Origin of the sequence: Mesorhizobium sp. M0771 (genome assembly GCF_040320155.1) — a bacterium.
GTDB lineage: Bacteria > Pseudomonadota > Alphaproteobacteria > Rhizobiales > Rhizobiaceae > Mesorhizobium.
In genome coordinates this window covers 295,376-309,497 of record NZ_JAMYPC010000005.1, presented here as the reverse complement: position 1 = coordinate 309,497, position 14,122 = coordinate 295,376, and the positions used below count along the sequence as shown (strand labels likewise).

The following is a 14,122-nucleotide window of genomic DNA, read 5'->3' as shown; positions in this document are numbered from 1 at the left end:
TGCCTTGCCGAGCGTTCGTCAGTGGGTGATGGTGCGCGCCGGTCCGCTCCCGGGTGAAACATGCTGGTATCGATTCTGCTGTGGCTTGTTGCCGGCCTGTCCGTGCTGGCTCTCGTCATCGTAGCCTGCCTGGTCGCGGCAACGCTCTGGATTGCCGCCAAGGCCGAAAGGCTGGTGCCGGCCAGCGGAAACTTCGTCGAGATCGACGGCAGCCGCATCCATTATGTCGAAACGGCGAGGGACGGCCGATCCTGTTCGTGCACGGACTTGGCGCCCAGCTTCATCAGTTCCAGCACACGCTGTTCAACCGCTTCGGCCCCGGTTGCCGGCTGATCGCGCTCGACCGGCCGGGATCGGGCTATTCGGTGCGGGCCAAAGGAGCCACCGGCCGCTTGCCTGAGCAGGCCGAGATCATAGGGCGCTTCATCGAAACGCTCGCGCTGGAAAGGCCGCTCGTGGTCGGGCACTCGCTGGGGGGCGCCGTCGCGCTGACCCTGGCCTTGGAGCATCCCGGCGCGATTTCCGGCATCGCTTTGCTGGCGCCGCTGACGCATCTGGAAGCCGGCGCCCGCGAGAAAGCGGGCCTGCTCTATATCCGTTCGCGGCTTTGGCGCTGGATCATGGCCTACACCGTCGCGATACCGACAAGCCTCAGATATGCGCGGCAGACACTGGAGTTCATCTTCGCGCCGCAGGCCGTTCCCGCCGACTACATGATCGATGGCGGCGGATGGCTCGGGCTGAGGCCAAGCCATTTCCATGCAACCTCCACCGATTTCGTAGCGGTCGAACAGGATCTTGGCCGCATCGAAGAGCGCTATGAAGAGATCGCCATGCCGGCCGGCATTTTCTTCGGGACAGCCGATCGCGTCATCGCCATGCGCATACATGGGGAGCCGATGAAGGACAGGATCGAAGGGCTCGATTTCGAGACGGTCGAAGGCCTCGGCCACATGCCGCAATTCGTCGAGCCGGACCGCGTCATCGCCTTCATCAAGCGCATTGCCGAGCGGACATTCGCCGGCCAAGACCTCACCACAGCCTCACAACAATTTCACTGAACCATTCGGCTGATATCCGGTTTTACCCCGTGTCGCACCCAAGGCGGCGGATACGGAGTAATTCAATGTACAGGAAAGTTTTTGCAGCATCCGTGCTGACGATCGGTCTTGCCACATCGGCGATGGCGCAGTCATCGGACAGCACGTATTCCAACCATCACAGCTGGTGGCCGTTCGGGAACGAGCAGTCATCGACCGTCGACCAGAGCACCACCGGCAGCATCAATGCCGACGGCAGCCAAGGCTATGGCGGCGCTACGGGGCCGTGCGCCTCCGACCCGTCAGGACCCTATGGAAATGTGAGGCCCAACGTGAACGATCAATATTGCGGCAAGTGATCAAGCCGCGGCTTCGACTGACCGGCAGGATGTCCCCCTGTTTGTTTTGACACGCAATTCCCAAGGGAATTGCTTAGGCGAGCATCCATGGCCGGCAGCGAAAGCTGAGGGGCAAGGATCAGTCGGAAACTTCGGTCTGCGGCCGGTCGCGGCCGTCGGCCAGTTCGTCGTGCCACTTGCCTTCGGCATCCTCATACTGGATGCCGTCCGTGGCGCCGGCGATCTGCTGTTCGGCCGAGGCGATCTCGGCGGCGCGCAGCGCATCCTGGTGGGTCGGGAATGTCTCCGAGAATGTCGAACCGACCTTGTAGGCCCAGCCCCCGTCATGCTCGACGATCTTGTAAGTCAGCTTCGCCATGAAATCCTCCGGTTCGTCCGTCCGCTCAATGCGGCCCGTTTTTCAATGCCATTTGGGCTTCAATGCAACTTGGCGTCTGGCAGCCGGTCTTCGGGAACCAGCACTTCCGATTCCTTGGCCGCTTCGATCAAAGCCCTGCGTGCATCGGCCGTCGAACGATAACCTTCCAGCACTTTGAGGCAAGTGTCGAGAGCATCACGATGGCGCGGGCCGCGGTTGAGCGGCCACACCGTCATCAGACACTCCGCCGCTTCTTGGGTGCTGCGGATCTGGCGATATTTGCCGACATGGCCGAGTTCGACCACGACCGGGGTTTCAAAAGGTTTGTTATCCATGATGGCCGCAACGCAAAGCAGCCAATATGGTTGCAAAAATGGCCGTCAGCCTGCGCCCAAACGTCTCACCAACAGCAATCGTTGGTCTCAGTAACCGCAGTCGTTGCGCAGCCAGCGGGCGTTGGCCCAGCCGGTCCGTCCGCCGATTTCGACCTGGTACCAGTTGCCGCGGCGGTCGAAAATCTCGGTGTGGTCGCCATTGAACAATTGCCCGATCATGCGCGACGACAAGTTCGGCCGTGCGCGCACGGCGAGAAACCCGCTGCCAGTATCGAGATCGTAGTGCCTGGACAGGCCGTGCACCGTGCCTTCGCAATATTGCGCGCCGACCGGAGACGACGCGGCGAACGACAGTGCGACCACCAGAGCGGCTGCCGCCGGATAGATTGCCCTTGATGCCATGGACTTTGCTCCCAATCCGGCCGCCAAGGCGGCCTGCCCCCAGGGACTATAGCGGGCGGATTAAAGCGAAGCTGCGGCAATCTGTCCAGCAGATGCGTTTGGCGCATCCGTCGGCGCTGCCTGTTCAGCCCTTCGTCCAATGCTGCATCGTCGTAACCGAGCGGGCGAGCTGTGGCGCGGGATGGATTTTCTCGCCGAAGGTGGCGGCGGCGCGCCAGCCCCAGCGCGGATCGGCGAGGAAGGCGCGGGCCAGCGCCACCATGTCGGCGCGGCCGTCGGCGACGATCGCCTCTGCCTGCGCGGGATCGTCGATCAGGCCGACAGCCCGGGTCGGGATGCCGGCGCCCTTGCGCACCGCTTCGGCCAGATGCACCTGATAGCCGGGGCCGGTCGGCAGCTTCTGCAACGGCGAATTGCCGCCGCTCGAACAGCAGAGATAGGCAACATCAAGCGCCTTCAAGGCTTTGGCCACCTCGATCGCCTCGTCGACCTCGAAGCCGCCATCGACCCAGTCCTTCACCGACAGGCGGGCGCCAAGCATCAGGTTTGGAACTGCCTTCCTCACCGATTTGGCGATCTCGATGAGGAAACGCATGCGGTTTTCCAGCGAGCCGCCCCAGCGGTCGGTGCGCTGGTTGGAAAGCGGCGACAGGAACTGGAAGATCAGATAGCCGTGCGCGGCGTGCAGCTCGAGGAAGTCGAAGCCGGCGCGCTCGGCCCGCCTCGCGGCTTGAGTGAAGCGCTCGATAAGCTGCAGGATTTCATCCTCCTCCAGCGCATGCGGCACATTCCAGCCGGTGTCATAGGCGATGGCCGAGGCCGAGACGGTCTGCCAGGGATCCTCGCCCGGCTGCAATGGGCCGCCGCCTTCCCAGGGCTTTCGGTTGGATGCCTTGCGGCCGGCATGGGCAAGCTGAATGCCGAATTTCGTTTCCGGCGCGGCGACGCGCCTTGCTGCATCCAGCGTGCGCCGGGCGGCCGCCTCGTTGTCGTCGGAATAGAGGCCGAGGCAGCCATGGGTGATGCGGCCGCGCCGTTCGACGTCGGTCATCTCGACGGTGACCATGCCGGCGCCCGACATCGCCAGGTTCATCCAGTGATAGAGATGCCAGTCGCTGGCCGAGCCGTCTTCGGCGGAATACTGGCACATCGGCGCCACCGCGATACGGTTCGGAAAGGTCAGGCCGTCGAGGGCGATCGGCTGGAAAAGCGCTGCGGTCATCAAAAAACTCCGGAGAGGGACTGCAGCTATTTAGGCGATGGCAGTTGCCGGCACCAGACACGAGGCGGTGAAAGCTTCGCCGTTTCGGTTGCGCGCAAAACCGTTCGCGGTTACGCCATGGCGCCGACAGCTTGGAGCTCATCATGGAAGATCGTATCCGCATCCGCTCGGAGGAAGTCCTGTCCGACGACTGGGCGGTCCTGAAGAAGACCGTCCTCGATTATCGCCGGCGCGACGGGCAGTGGGAGAGGCAGATTCGCCAGACCTACGATCGTGGCGACGGCGCGGTGATCCTGCCTTTCGATCCCGAGCGTCAGACGGTGCTTCTGGTGCGGCAGTTCCGCTACCCCGCCTACGTCACCGGCCACCGCGAACCGCTGATCGAGGCCTGCGCCGGCCTGCTCGACAAAAACGATCCCGAAACCGCCATCCTCAAGGAGGCCGAGGAAGAGCTCGGCTATCGCCTACAGAACATCGAGCGGCTGTTTTCCCCCTATATGAGCCCGGGCAGCGTCACCGAACGGCTGTGGTTCTTCGTGGCGCGCTATTCACCCGCCGACCGCATCTCGGCCGGCGGCGGCGCGGCCGACGAGGGCGAGGACATCGAGGTTCTGGAAATGCCTCTTGATGAAGCGCTGGCCGGCATTTCAGACGGCCGCATCATCGACGCCAAGACGATCATCCTGATCCAGCATTTGAAACTGTACCCGATGAAGGGCTAGCTCGGCGAAGCTCGACGTGCCTCACTGCTGCGGGCAGGGTGGCACGTCCACTTCGCGGATGAAGTTGCGCAGGTTGCAAGGACACCGGAATGGCGCGTGGCGCAAAGGCATGGCTGAAGCGAAACAGCGCGCGGGCATCTCTCCTGTTGCTGAACGCCGCGCTGCTTGTCCGCTATCGCCGGTTGACCCAGCGTTTCCTTGAGCGAATGCGGCATCTGCCGAATTTTGCAGCCCCGGTGACGTTCACGGAAAAGGTCCACTGGCGCAAGATTTTCGATGACGATCCTCGCTTTATCGGCCTTCTCGACAAGCTCAAGTCCAAGGAAATCGTCAGGGAGCGGCTTCCCGGGCTCGCCATCCCGGAGGTGCTGTGGCAGGGCGACGATCCGCGCCAGATCCCCTTCGATGACCTGAAAATCCCCTACGCCGTCAAATGCAACCACGGTTGCGCCATGAATGTCATCGTTCGCGATCCGGCCAACGCCGACCGGGAGGCGATCATTGCCGAGATGACGGAATACCTTGGCCAAACCTATGGCGCCCGCAAGCTGGAGCGCAGCTATGCGCACATAGAGCGGCGGGTTTTCGTCGAAGCACTTGTGGGCAAGGACCAGGGCTATGACCCGGTCGACTACAAATTCTGTGTGCTGGCTGGCCGCGTCGCCTACATCGTCGTCGTCGCCTTCCGTTCCACGGTCAAGAATACCGCCCACCTGGATCGCGATTGGCGCCCGCTGAACATTGCCCAGGGCGCGATCGACTCGAGCCTGGAAATTCCCCCTCCCAAGAGCCTGGCGCGGATGATCGAGGCAGCCGAGGCGCTCGGCAGCGAGTTCGACATGGTGCGTGTCGATTTCTACGAGGAGGAGGGGGAGCCGATCTTCGGAGAATTCACGGTCTACCCACGCAGCGGCTTGCTGCAATTCGACCCGGCTGCCTTCGACCGCGAACTGGGCGAGCATTGGGATATTGGCGCGTCAGGTTACCTCAGTCGTTTGCCCAGCCGATTTGCCCAACGGTACAAGGCAATGCTCGTCGCCGCCGGCTATCTCGACGTTTGAGATGGCTGCCTTGGTGGCGTGCTACCCGAAGCTCGAAGAGCGAAGGGTGGTGCGGAGAACCCATACGATTAGAGATCGAGGGAAACTGATAGCTCAGCAGGGAGTCGTGATTTCGAAGTGCCGTCTCAACTGAGCCGTAGCGGTCAATTCGTCCTGCTGGGATCAATCTTCGTGAGCCGCTGCCTGGTCTCGACCATGCGCCTTTGCGCAGATCGGATTCGGCAACACAAGGCGAGATCGATAGCGACGCCGCAATCTTCGTCCAGCAAGTTTTCGGCTCGTTCGAGATCCAACTTTGCCCGGCCGACGCGCTGACGGGCTCTGGCCAGTTCCAAGTTCATCAGGTCCATTGTTGCGCTTCCTTTTGGGTTGCGGTCCCTTCGGAACACCAAACCGTGCCGAGCGCTTTGGTTCCTGCGGCGACTCGGCCGATTGCCGCTAAGGTATCAGGAAGCTCTCCCACGTCCCGACTGGGTCGAGATCATTTGACAAAATCTTTCAGCTTGTTGAGTCGACTGTCGCCAGAGGCCTTCCGGCCTTCAGGACACGCCGCCTCGCCGATCGTATCCTGCTGGATAAAGCGAGGTTCTCAGCCACCATTTTCTCGCTGAGTACCAGCGCGAACTCGGTCTGTTTGATGCGCTGCTGAGCATCAGCGAGTTGCATCGTGAAAAGATCGGTTGCCATTGTTGATCCGGGATCCGCGAGATTCATGATTGCGTAACACATGGCGGCCGAAATCGTTCCTAGTTGTCGGGCGAAACCGGTGCCGCAAAGGGCGGCTGAGTTTGAACTTCCCACCCGACCAGACGTCCGCGAGCGCCAAGGCATCGAGAGCCCAGTGATCGGAGGGCCACTACGAGCGGGCGCAACCCGACCACTTAAGTGATCAGCCTCGCTACAGCCTTGACAGGTACAGTCGCGGCCTCATCAAGGGGAGGTATCAATGGTCTCGGCGATTGGAAACCAACATCGGCAGGCAGCTGAAACTCGACCGAAACCCGCAAAGACAGAACCGGGCGAAGGATTTGCGCCAGGCAAAAGCGCAGACAGCGTAGGACATCGCGCCAAGGCAATGGCGGCAGAAAGTGGCGACACGGTTTCTGGCGCCCAGGGGCGCGCCGCATCGACAATCGCCAGGATGGATATCACCGTTTTGGCTCCACAGAGCGAAGAGCCGCCTTTGGAGTAGCCCGGGCGGCCGTGCCGCTGCCTCGGTCCTTGTGCAGCACAACGCGCGCTGGCTACGCTCGGTGGACATCGTCGTCTCGAAACACTTCGGGCGTTGCACTGCCGCGAGCCGCCTTCGCTGCTGGTCGAGGGGCTGTAACCCTTGGTGAGGCCGGCATCGCCTCGCCGGTCGTTGCGAGCCCACGATCGCGCGGCCAAGCGACCTTCCCTGTGTCGGTCTCTATTTGATACTAGGGGACGGCGGTTTCATCACGGGCAATTGCAGCTGGTCAATGGTTGCGACGATGCCGGCGGCAATGGCTTCCGCCTCATGGATCAGTTCCGGACCATAGAGCCCATTGACCATCTCTTCGCTCGGCAGCACGCCAGGAGGACAGTTCTTCCATTGTGCGCCGGATGAGCGTCAGCGCTGCCCGGCATTGGTCGGCTTCGATCTTCATAGCCCTTCAAACATCCAATTCGTCTAAAATGTTCCGGAACTAATTTAGCAATTGCTAATTGAAGTCGCAGTTCTGAGAGTCAGTGCATGCGTCTGAAATTCATCAAGCCCATGGAACCCGAACTGGTCGACACGCCGCCGATGGGCGATGATTGGATTCATGAGATCAAATTCGATGGCTACCGCACCCAGGTCATCAAGGATGATGACGGGATTCGGCTGATCACCAAGAACGGTTATGATTGGACGGGCCGCTACATCCAACTTGCCGGTGAGGCGGAAGCGATCGAGGCGAAAGACTTCATCATCGACGGCGAGACCATTACGATCAATGAGGCTGGCCTATCCGACTTCCATGCGCATCAATCAGCCGCGACCAGCCGCAAGCCTTCGCGCGATCTGTATCTGCTAGCATTCGACCTCTTGCACCTGAACGGGCATGACTTGCGGAACACGCCGGTGGAAGACCGTCGCGAGATACTCCGGGCGTTGATCCCGGACGGCGGCCGAATTCAGTTCAGCGAAGCGATGCCGGGCACTGGCGACGCCGTCTTTCATCTGGTCGACCAGGCTGGGCTTGAAGGTATCGTTTCAAAGCGGAAGGGCAGCAAGTATCGGTCGGGTCCGACGACGAACTGGCGCAAGATCAAGTGCTATGCCGAAAAGGAGATGGACATCATCGGCGTGCAGCGCGAGGCCGGCAAGCCTGCCATGGTGCTGATGGCCGACAAAGGCCACTATGCCGGCGGCGCCTTCGTCACCTTCAAGGCGGACAAGCGCCAGCGCCTATGGGACCGCGTGCAAGGCAAGATTGGCGGGCCGGCGCCGAAAGGGCTCAAGAGTGACAAGGCCGAATGGCTAAAGCCGGGCCTGGTCGGCCGCGTGCGGTTCCTAAAGGGCGAGGAGAAGCTTCGCCATGCCAAGCTGCTGGATTTCCGGGAGGAGACTTAGCCCGGAGGCTTGTCCCGGGGCTGTGCCGGTCCTGTCCCGTTCCACTGGATGAACTTCGCCCTCTGGCCGGTGATGGTCTCGATCGACTTCAACAGGGGTCCATGGACCTTACGTAGAGCTTGGTAGTGCTCGCCGTGGTACGCCAGGAGCGGCCCGACGATGCTCTTGTGCAGCGCTTCGGCTGCCGCCAGGAAGCGCTCGATTTCAGCCCGGGAAAGTTGTTCCGAAGGTTTGGTTCTGGCCATTGGCGCTCTCCATTGAGGGGTCGCCGCAACGAGGACTATAATCCTACATGCCGGACTGCCTGACAAGAGGGCTCGCCGGCCTTACCCCGCAGGTAGCAGTAGGGCGACGGCGCCAAGCGCAGCATCAGGAGCAACCACCAGCAAAGATGAGCAACGGCAGGCCCGGCGACCTCCTTTGGCACACGGACAAACAAGAAGGTCGCCGAGCCTTACCGGCGCTGCTTTGTGAGGGAGACGACGCCGGATGAGATGAGAGTATGCGATCGTGCTAATCTCTGCGAACCATGCGAACGAAGGAAAGCCTTGTGGCACGGACGTTGAGATCAAGGTCGGCGGGGCGCTGATGCAGGATTCTTCCAAAGCGGTAGTGAGTCCAGAGCGGAACATTAGCGTCGGCCAACGGTTAATTCGGCAGTGTTCCGAACCGTGATTGGTAGAGCGATGGTGACGTTTCATCTTGTCTATTTTTCCGGCCTCACGGCAGACCAGCTGCTAGGCAGCGGCGTTCCTATCCTGGCGTGTTTGCTGCTTTATAACGCTCTGGCTACGGACGCCTAACTGATGGGTCGGCCAGCGGCCGGCCTCCTTGGCAGCCGGCGATTGCCATCCCGATGCCAACTTCAAGACCTATCACGAGGCCAAAGACAAGCTTGCCGACGAAATCAATGGCGAGGGCCGGACAGGACGCCACACGTCCAGGCAGGGCTCTCTGACGGCATTGGCGATGGCCCGTTGGCAATTCGGGGGTCCATTGTTCCCATTTCTGTTTCTCCCAAAACTGCCCGCTGCCTCACGGTGGCGAGCTTTTTCGTTATAGGGCCCTCCGCGCTGGGCAATCTGTTCCAGGAGCTTCTGTGATGCCTCTATGACGCGGCAAACCTTGGAAAAGGTTTCCGTGGCAGGACCGGGGTACGATTCTAACCAACTACCGCTGTATAGGCCACTAGCGCCCGACGATCCGGCTAATCATGTCGTCATCAGGTGCGCTGTCGGTGAATTCCCGTAGCAGCGCCTTCGCGTGGTCTACCCAATGCTCTTCAGCCAGGTTCAACTCCCGAACGGATCTCCTGAAGGTCTCGCACACCACATCGAAATCGAAGGCGTCAATGCTGTAGCCTTCCTCGTCATGGTCCATCGGCCGCCTCCCCTATGGGGGAAACTGTACGGAATCGTACGAAGCAAGTGCAAGCGCATTCAAAAGCAATTGGCTGATGCCGCCCGATCGTTCCACAATGTGTTGCTAATATGCAGCACCGACTGAATCTCCGATCAGCGGCACTTGTGGTTGGTTCCAACAGCTGCACGTTGACGGCAAGATGCCAAAGCCAACGACATGCGGGCGACGAAGATGGACAAGCGACAAAACACAAGAAATGTTGAGTTGGTCGGTCTTCTGGCCGTGCCGTTGTCAGTTCTAATCACGCTGCTGATAGCTGGAATGATCCTTTGCTGAAATTTTCAAGTGGCAAAAGGCTGGGGCGGCGGGTTTTCCCCTTTGAAAGAAGTCACCATGTCCCAATCCGTCGAACCCCCGATATTGCCAGAGGATAGCCCAGACCGTGGGGTGAACTGTGAAGTCGCATTAGAAGCCGCGTTTGCGGCCTTGGTGACTGCGTCAGAAGCGCAAGGTTGGACGCCACAGGAAACGGCCGCAACTCTTCTTAAAATCGCGACGGAGCATGCCCACCGGGTTAAGGCCGCTGCGGCCCCAGCCGGCTCCTAAGGGAGTGCCTTGACCTGGCCCGCGCGGTCGGTCGCTACCGACAGGAGTGTTGCAGCAGGTATTCCAGCAAGAGTGTTAAACCTCTTCAGTTGCTACCCGCGTCAGCCTTTTCTATGGTAGCCAGTGAGTTCTTACAGAACAAATCCTAAGCATTTCAAATGGTGCGGACGACGGGAATCGAACCCGTACGATCAGAGATCGAGGGATTTTAAGTCCCTTGCGTCTACCAATTCCGCCACGTCCGCAGGCCAGCCCTTTTCAGACGCCAGCGAAAACCCGTCAAGCCATCTTTTGCCGAGTGTCGGACTCATGAAAGGTGGTTCGTGATGGCAAAACAGTTGGTTGTCGCGAAAATCTCAGTCGCCGAGAACGCTCAGAATTTGTAGCTGAGATTGATACCGACCGCGTTCAGTTTCACATCCTGATCCCGATCGTTGAAGGGTTCCGCCACGTCATAGTGCTCGGAGCCGAAATCGTAATAGCGATATTGCGCGCCGACGATGAATTTGTCGGTCAGCGCATAGTCAACGCCGGCGCCCAAGGTCCAGCCGACATTCGTGCGTGTGCCGGCGAACGACGCGCCCGCGACTTGCGACGTTTCGATGCCGGCAAAGGCGACGCCGCCGACGCCATAGACCAGCACGCGGTCCATGGCGAAGCCCGCTTTGGCGTTTACAGATCCGAACCACTTGATGTCCGTGCGGAATGTGCTTCCAAGGCCTGATACCGCCGTACCGTCGACGGCGGAATAATTGAGCTCCGCCTCGGCGCCGAGCACCGCCTGATCGAACTGCCACAGGCCGGCGACATGGCCGCCGACGAAACCGCCGTCAATGTCGGGCGAGATGGAAAACGGCGCGCCTTCCGTCACTGATATGTCGGACTGGCCCCAGCCGTAGCCGGCCTGCAGGCCGGCATAGTAGCCGGTCCAGTCGAAGCCTGGTTCGGTCATCGGCACCGCCATCGGGTCGGCGGCGAATGCCGGCGCGGCCAGAGCGATCAGAAATCCGGCACTGGCAATCGTCAGACACCGCATCGAGTTCTCCGAAAAGGCGGTTCAGAAGGCGCCTTGCCGGAAGGTAATCCTATTCGCCGCAAAACGGAACCCATTGTTCAACAATCGGAAGCACCCGTTGCTGCGCTGGGTGCTCTATCTTGGGAGGCGCTATTTGGCGTCGATGAAGTCCAGCGCCGCCTTGCTATATTCGTCCGGCGCCTGCAGCATGGCGAAATGGCTGGCGTTGGGCAGGATGATGAGCTTGGCGCCCGGAATGACGGAGGCCATGTATTCGGTGTGTTCGCGCTTGATCGCCTCGTCATGGTCGCCGGCAACGATCGCGGTCGGCGTGGTTATCTTGCCGAGCTGTTCCTTGGTCCAGGCCGGCTCCGACTCCCACATGTGGCTGATCTGCGCCACGAAGGCATCGTACTGGTCGGGAGTCTTCGACAGTTTCTTGTAGTCGCGTCCCGAGCGGTCGATATAGGCGGCAAAGGTCTTGTTGGTCAGCACACCCGGATCGACGCCATCGGTGGTGACGTTGGCGGCCTGCGCAAAGAGCCTTGTCAGCCGCTCCGGATGATGCAGCGCGATGTCGATGCCGATAATGCCGCCGTCGCTCCAGCCGACAAGAGCGGTCTTGTCGATCTTGAGATAGTCGAGCAGCGCAAGATAGTCCGACGCCATGAGGTCATAGCCGTAAGGCTGCTCGGTGCGGGTAGAGCGGCCATGGCCGCGGCTGTCGGCGATAATAACCTTATGCGTCTTGGACATGGTCGCCACCTGGCTTGCCCAGATGTCGCCATGGCCAAGGCCGCCATGGATCAGGAGAATCGGATCACCGGCGCCGAAAACGGCGTAGTACATCTGAATGCCGTTGACCGGCGCATATCCGCTCTGTTCAGGCTTGGGCATGGCCGCCGGTTCGGGCAAGGTCTGCCAACGTTCCTCGGCGGATGCAAAGCCGGCCGAGATCAGGAACAGGGTGACGAGGCTTTCAGGAACCGGGTCATGACTTCACCTCAGGAGGTTTCGGCCTCATCACAACAAAAACCCGCCTCGCGGCGGGTCGTCGGCGCAAATCAGCACCGTCGGCAGAATAGTAGCATAAGTGCCGGCACAAGCCAAACTGAATGACCGCCGTGACGCTCGCCGGTGTGAACGGGTGCAGCGCATCCGCCGATCATCGAGCGGATTTCGTCCGTGATCGCTGGCCAAAACCTTGCCGGCTTGGCACAGTCTGGCAAACAGGAGTCTTTCATGGCCAAGCAGCCGTCGGCGACGAAACCCAAGCCCTGGACCGAGATGGCGACGCATCTGGTCGACGTCGCGACGGGGCGCAAGCCTGCCGATCTCGTCATTCGCAACGGCCGCTGGGTGAACGTGCACTCCGGCGAAATCATAGCCGGCACCGACATCGCCATATCAGGCGGCCGCTTCGCCTATTGCGGGCCGAATGCCAGCCATGCCATCGGCCAGGGCACCAAGGTGGTCGACGCCGGCGGTCGCTATCTCGTGCCCGGCCTGTGCGACGCGCACATGCATGTCGAGAGCGGCATGGTGACGGTGACCGAGTTCTGCCGCGCCGTCATCCCGCACGGCACCACCTCGATGTTCATCGATCCGCACGAGATCGCCAATGTGCTGGGTCTGCCCGGCGTGCGGCTGATGCATGACGAGGCCGTCGCCATGCCGATCAACGTGCACGTCCAGATGCCATCCTGCGTGCCGTCCGCGCCGGGGCTGGAGCATGCCGGGGCCGAACTGACGGTCGCCGATGTCGCGGAAGCGATGACCTGGGAAAACATCATCGGGCTCGGCGAAGTCATGAATTTTCCCGGCGTCATCGCCAATGATCCGGTCATGTCGGGCGAGATCGCCGCAACGATCAAGGCCGGCAAGACGGTCGGCGGCCACTATGCGTCGCGCGATCTCGGCCTGCCGTTCCATGGCTATGTCGCCGGCGGGCCGGAGGACGACCATGAAGGCACGCGCGCCGAGGACGCAATCGCCCGTGTGCGCCAGGGCATGAAGGCAATGCTGCGGCTGGGCTCGGCCTGGTACGATGTTGCCTCGCAGATCAAGGCGGTGACCGAGAGCGGTCTCGACCCGCGCAACTTCATCCTGTGCACCGACGACAGCCATTCCGGCACGCTGGTGCATGAAGGCCATATGGACCGGGTGGTCCGCCACGCCATCCAACAGGGATTGAAGCCGGTGACGGCGATCCAGATGGCGACGCTGAATACCGCCCAGCATTTCAAGCTGGAGCGCGAGATCGGCTCGATCGCGCCGGGACGGCTGGCCGATCTGCTGATCGTCTCCGATCTTGCCGCCATGACCATCGACGAGGTCTATGGCCGCGGTATCAGGCTGGCCAAGGGCGGCAAGCTCGAGATCGACATCCCGGCCTATGATTACCCCAAATCGGCGAAGAACACCGTCAAGCTCGGCAAGAAGCTGAAGCCAGGCGACTTCGACATTGCGGCGCCGAAGGGCGCCAACGAGGTGCGGGTGCGGGTCATCGGCGTGATCGAAAACCAGGCGCCGACGCGGGCGCTGGAGGCCGACCTGCCGGTCGAGGACGGGCTGGTCGCCATGGACCGCCGCAACGACATCTGCCAGATCGCGCTGGTCGAGCGCCACCGCGGCACCGGAGGCGTCACCAATGCCTTCGTCTCCGGCTTCGGCTATATGGGCGACTGCGCCATGGCGTCGAGCGTCGCACATGATGCCCACCACATCATCTGCGTCGGCACCAACAAGGAAGACATGGCGCTGGCCGTCAACCGGCTGGGCGAGGTCGGTGGCGGCGTGGTGCTGTTTTCGAAGGGCAAGGAGCTTGCGCTGGTCGAAATGCCGATCGCCGGGCTGATGTCGGACGAGCGCGCCGAAATCGTGGCGGCCAAGGCCGAGAAACTGACCGAAGCAATGCGCAAGATGGGCTGCTCGCTCAACAACGCCTACATGCAGCACTCGCTGCTGGCGCTGGTCGTCATTCCGGAGCTCAGGATTTCCGATGTCGGCCTGATCGACGTGACGACGTTCCAGAAGGTCGATCTTTTTATCTGAGATCA

18 protein-coding genes and 1 tRNA gene are annotated in these 14,122 nt (G+C 61.2%); 7 read left to right on the top strand and 12 right to left on the bottom strand.

Annotated elements, in window-relative coordinates:
* The first annotated feature begins 60 nt into the window (after nt 1–60).
* From NKI05_RS10795 to NKI05_RS10785, 3 genes are all read left to right on the top strand, one after another.
* On the top strand, nt 61–333 hold the full coding sequence (locus tag NKI05_RS10795; RefSeq protein WP_245261852.1) for a hypothetical protein: 273 nt from the start codon (nt 61–63) through the stop codon (nt 331–333).
* The gene (locus NKI05_RS10790; protein WP_245261850.1) at nt 258–1,061 is read left to right on the top strand and encodes an alpha/beta fold hydrolase; all 804 of its coding nucleotides are present in this window, start codon (nt 258–260) and stop codon (nt 1,059–1,061) included. The genes NKI05_RS10795 and NKI05_RS10790 overlap by 76 nt, the downstream gene beginning before the upstream one ends.
* Nucleotides 1,062–1,126: 65 nt before the next feature.
* The gene (locus NKI05_RS10785; protein WP_023688343.1) at nt 1,127–1,399 is read left to right on the top strand and encodes a hypothetical protein; all 273 of its coding nucleotides are present in this window, start codon (nt 1,127–1,129) and stop codon (nt 1,397–1,399) included.
* A 118-nt stretch (nt 1,400–1,517) separates the two neighbouring features.
* Here NKI05_RS10785 and NKI05_RS10780 read toward each other — a convergent pair whose 3' ends face one another.
* The 4 genes from NKI05_RS10780 to NKI05_RS10765 form a co-directional block, all read right to left on the bottom strand.
* On the bottom strand, nt 1,518–1,757 hold the full coding sequence (locus NKI05_RS10780; RefSeq protein WP_023667535.1) for a DUF2188 domain-containing protein: 240 nt from the start codon (nt 1,755–1,757) through the stop codon (nt 1,518–1,520).
* Between the two features lie 59 nt (nt 1,758–1,816).
* The gene (locus NKI05_RS10775; protein ID WP_032891817.1) at nt 1,817–2,095 is read right to left on the bottom strand and encodes a DUF982 domain-containing protein; all 279 of its coding nucleotides are present in this window, start codon (nt 2,093–2,095) and stop codon (nt 1,817–1,819) included.
* An 84-nt stretch (nt 2,096–2,179) separates the two neighbouring features.
* On the bottom strand, nt 2,180–2,494 hold the full coding sequence (locus NKI05_RS10770) for an SH3 domain-containing protein (RefSeq protein WP_023704570.1): 315 nt from the start codon (nt 2,492–2,494) through the stop codon (nt 2,180–2,182).
* 124 nt (nt 2,495–2,618) lie between these two features.
* Entirely contained in the window at nt 2,619–3,716 is a 1,098-nt protein-coding gene (locus tag NKI05_RS10765; RefSeq protein ID WP_023667532.1) for an NADH:flavin oxidoreductase/NADH oxidase, read from the bottom strand.
* Nucleotides 3,717–3,859: 143 nt separating this feature from the next.
* On the opposite strand from NKI05_RS10765, the gene NKI05_RS10760 reads away from it, so the two are divergent.
* Both NKI05_RS10760 and NKI05_RS10755 read left to right on the top strand, forming a co-directional pair.
* Nucleotides 3,860–4,438: an NUDIX domain-containing protein gene (locus NKI05_RS10760; RefSeq protein WP_023815365.1), complete on the top strand. Its 579-nt coding sequence runs from the start codon at nt 3,860–3,862 to the stop codon at nt 4,436–4,438.
* Between the two features lie 89 nt (nt 4,439–4,527).
* The gene (locus tag NKI05_RS10755; protein WP_023815364.1) at nt 4,528–5,499 is read left to right on the top strand and encodes an ATP-grasp fold amidoligase family protein; all 972 of its coding nucleotides are present in this window, start codon (nt 4,528–4,530) and stop codon (nt 5,497–5,499) included.
* A gap of 143 nt (nt 5,500–5,642) precedes the next feature.
* On the opposite strand, the gene NKI05_RS10750 is transcribed toward NKI05_RS10755, so the two are convergent.
* From NKI05_RS10750 to NKI05_RS10740, 3 genes are all read right to left on the bottom strand, one after another.
* Nucleotides 5,643–5,849 carry a hypothetical protein gene (locus NKI05_RS10750; protein ID WP_023815363.1) on the bottom strand — a complete coding sequence of 69 codons (207 nt, stop codon included), beginning with the start codon at nt 5,847–5,849 and terminating at the stop codon, nt 5,643–5,645.
* Nucleotides 5,850–5,997: 148 nt separating this feature from the next.
* Nucleotides 5,998–6,186 carry a hypothetical protein gene (locus tag NKI05_RS10745; protein WP_023688348.1) on the bottom strand — a complete coding sequence of 63 codons (189 nt, stop codon included), beginning with the start codon at nt 6,184–6,186 and terminating at the stop codon, nt 5,998–6,000.
* A gap of 724 nt (nt 6,187–6,910) precedes the next feature.
* Entirely contained in the window at nt 6,911–7,054 is a 144-nt protein-coding gene (locus NKI05_RS10740) for a hypothetical protein (protein ID WP_245259867.1), read from the bottom strand.
* Nucleotides 7,055–7,216: 162 nt separating this feature from the next.
* Here NKI05_RS10740 and NKI05_RS10735 point away from each other — a divergent pair, with 162 nt between their 5' ends.
* A complete protein-coding gene (locus NKI05_RS10735) occupies nt 7,217–8,080 on the top strand; it encodes an ATP-dependent DNA ligase (RefSeq protein ID WP_023667527.1) in 864 nt (287 codons plus the stop codon).
* Here NKI05_RS10735 and NKI05_RS10730 read toward each other — a convergent pair.
* The 5 genes from NKI05_RS10730 to NKI05_RS10710 form a co-directional block, all read right to left on the bottom strand.
* Nucleotides 8,077–8,325: a hypothetical protein gene (locus tag NKI05_RS10730; RefSeq protein WP_023695401.1), complete on the bottom strand. Its 249-nt coding sequence runs from the start codon at nt 8,323–8,325 to the stop codon at nt 8,077–8,079. The two genes, NKI05_RS10735 and NKI05_RS10730, sit on opposite strands and share 4 nt — an antisense overlap.
* A gap of 943 nt (nt 8,326–9,268) precedes the next feature.
* On the bottom strand, nt 9,269–9,460 hold the full coding sequence (locus NKI05_RS10725; protein WP_023667524.1) for a hypothetical protein: 192 nt from the start codon (nt 9,458–9,460) through the stop codon (nt 9,269–9,271).
* Nucleotides 9,461–10,207: 747 nt separating this feature from the next.
* Nucleotides 10,208–10,293 (bottom strand) — tRNA-Leu (locus NKI05_RS10720).
* A gap of 128 nt (nt 10,294–10,421) precedes the next feature.
* Entirely contained in the window at nt 10,422–11,084 is a 663-nt protein-coding gene (locus tag NKI05_RS10715) for an outer membrane protein (RefSeq protein WP_023691195.1), read from the bottom strand.
* 129 nt (nt 11,085–11,213) lie between these two features.
* Nucleotides 11,214–11,960, bottom strand: coding sequence for an alpha/beta fold hydrolase (locus NKI05_RS10710; RefSeq protein WP_155929602.1), 747 nt, complete (start codon nt 11,958–11,960; stop codon nt 11,214–11,216).
* A 345-nt stretch (nt 11,961–12,305) separates the two neighbouring features.
* Between NKI05_RS10710 and ade the strand changes: the two genes are divergently transcribed.
* Nucleotides 12,306–14,117 carry an adenine deaminase gene (gene ade, locus NKI05_RS10705; protein WP_023735347.1) on the top strand — a complete coding sequence of 604 codons (1,812 nt, stop codon included), beginning with the start codon at nt 12,306–12,308 and terminating at the stop codon, nt 14,115–14,117.
* Nucleotides 14,118–14,122 lie beyond the last annotated feature (5 nt).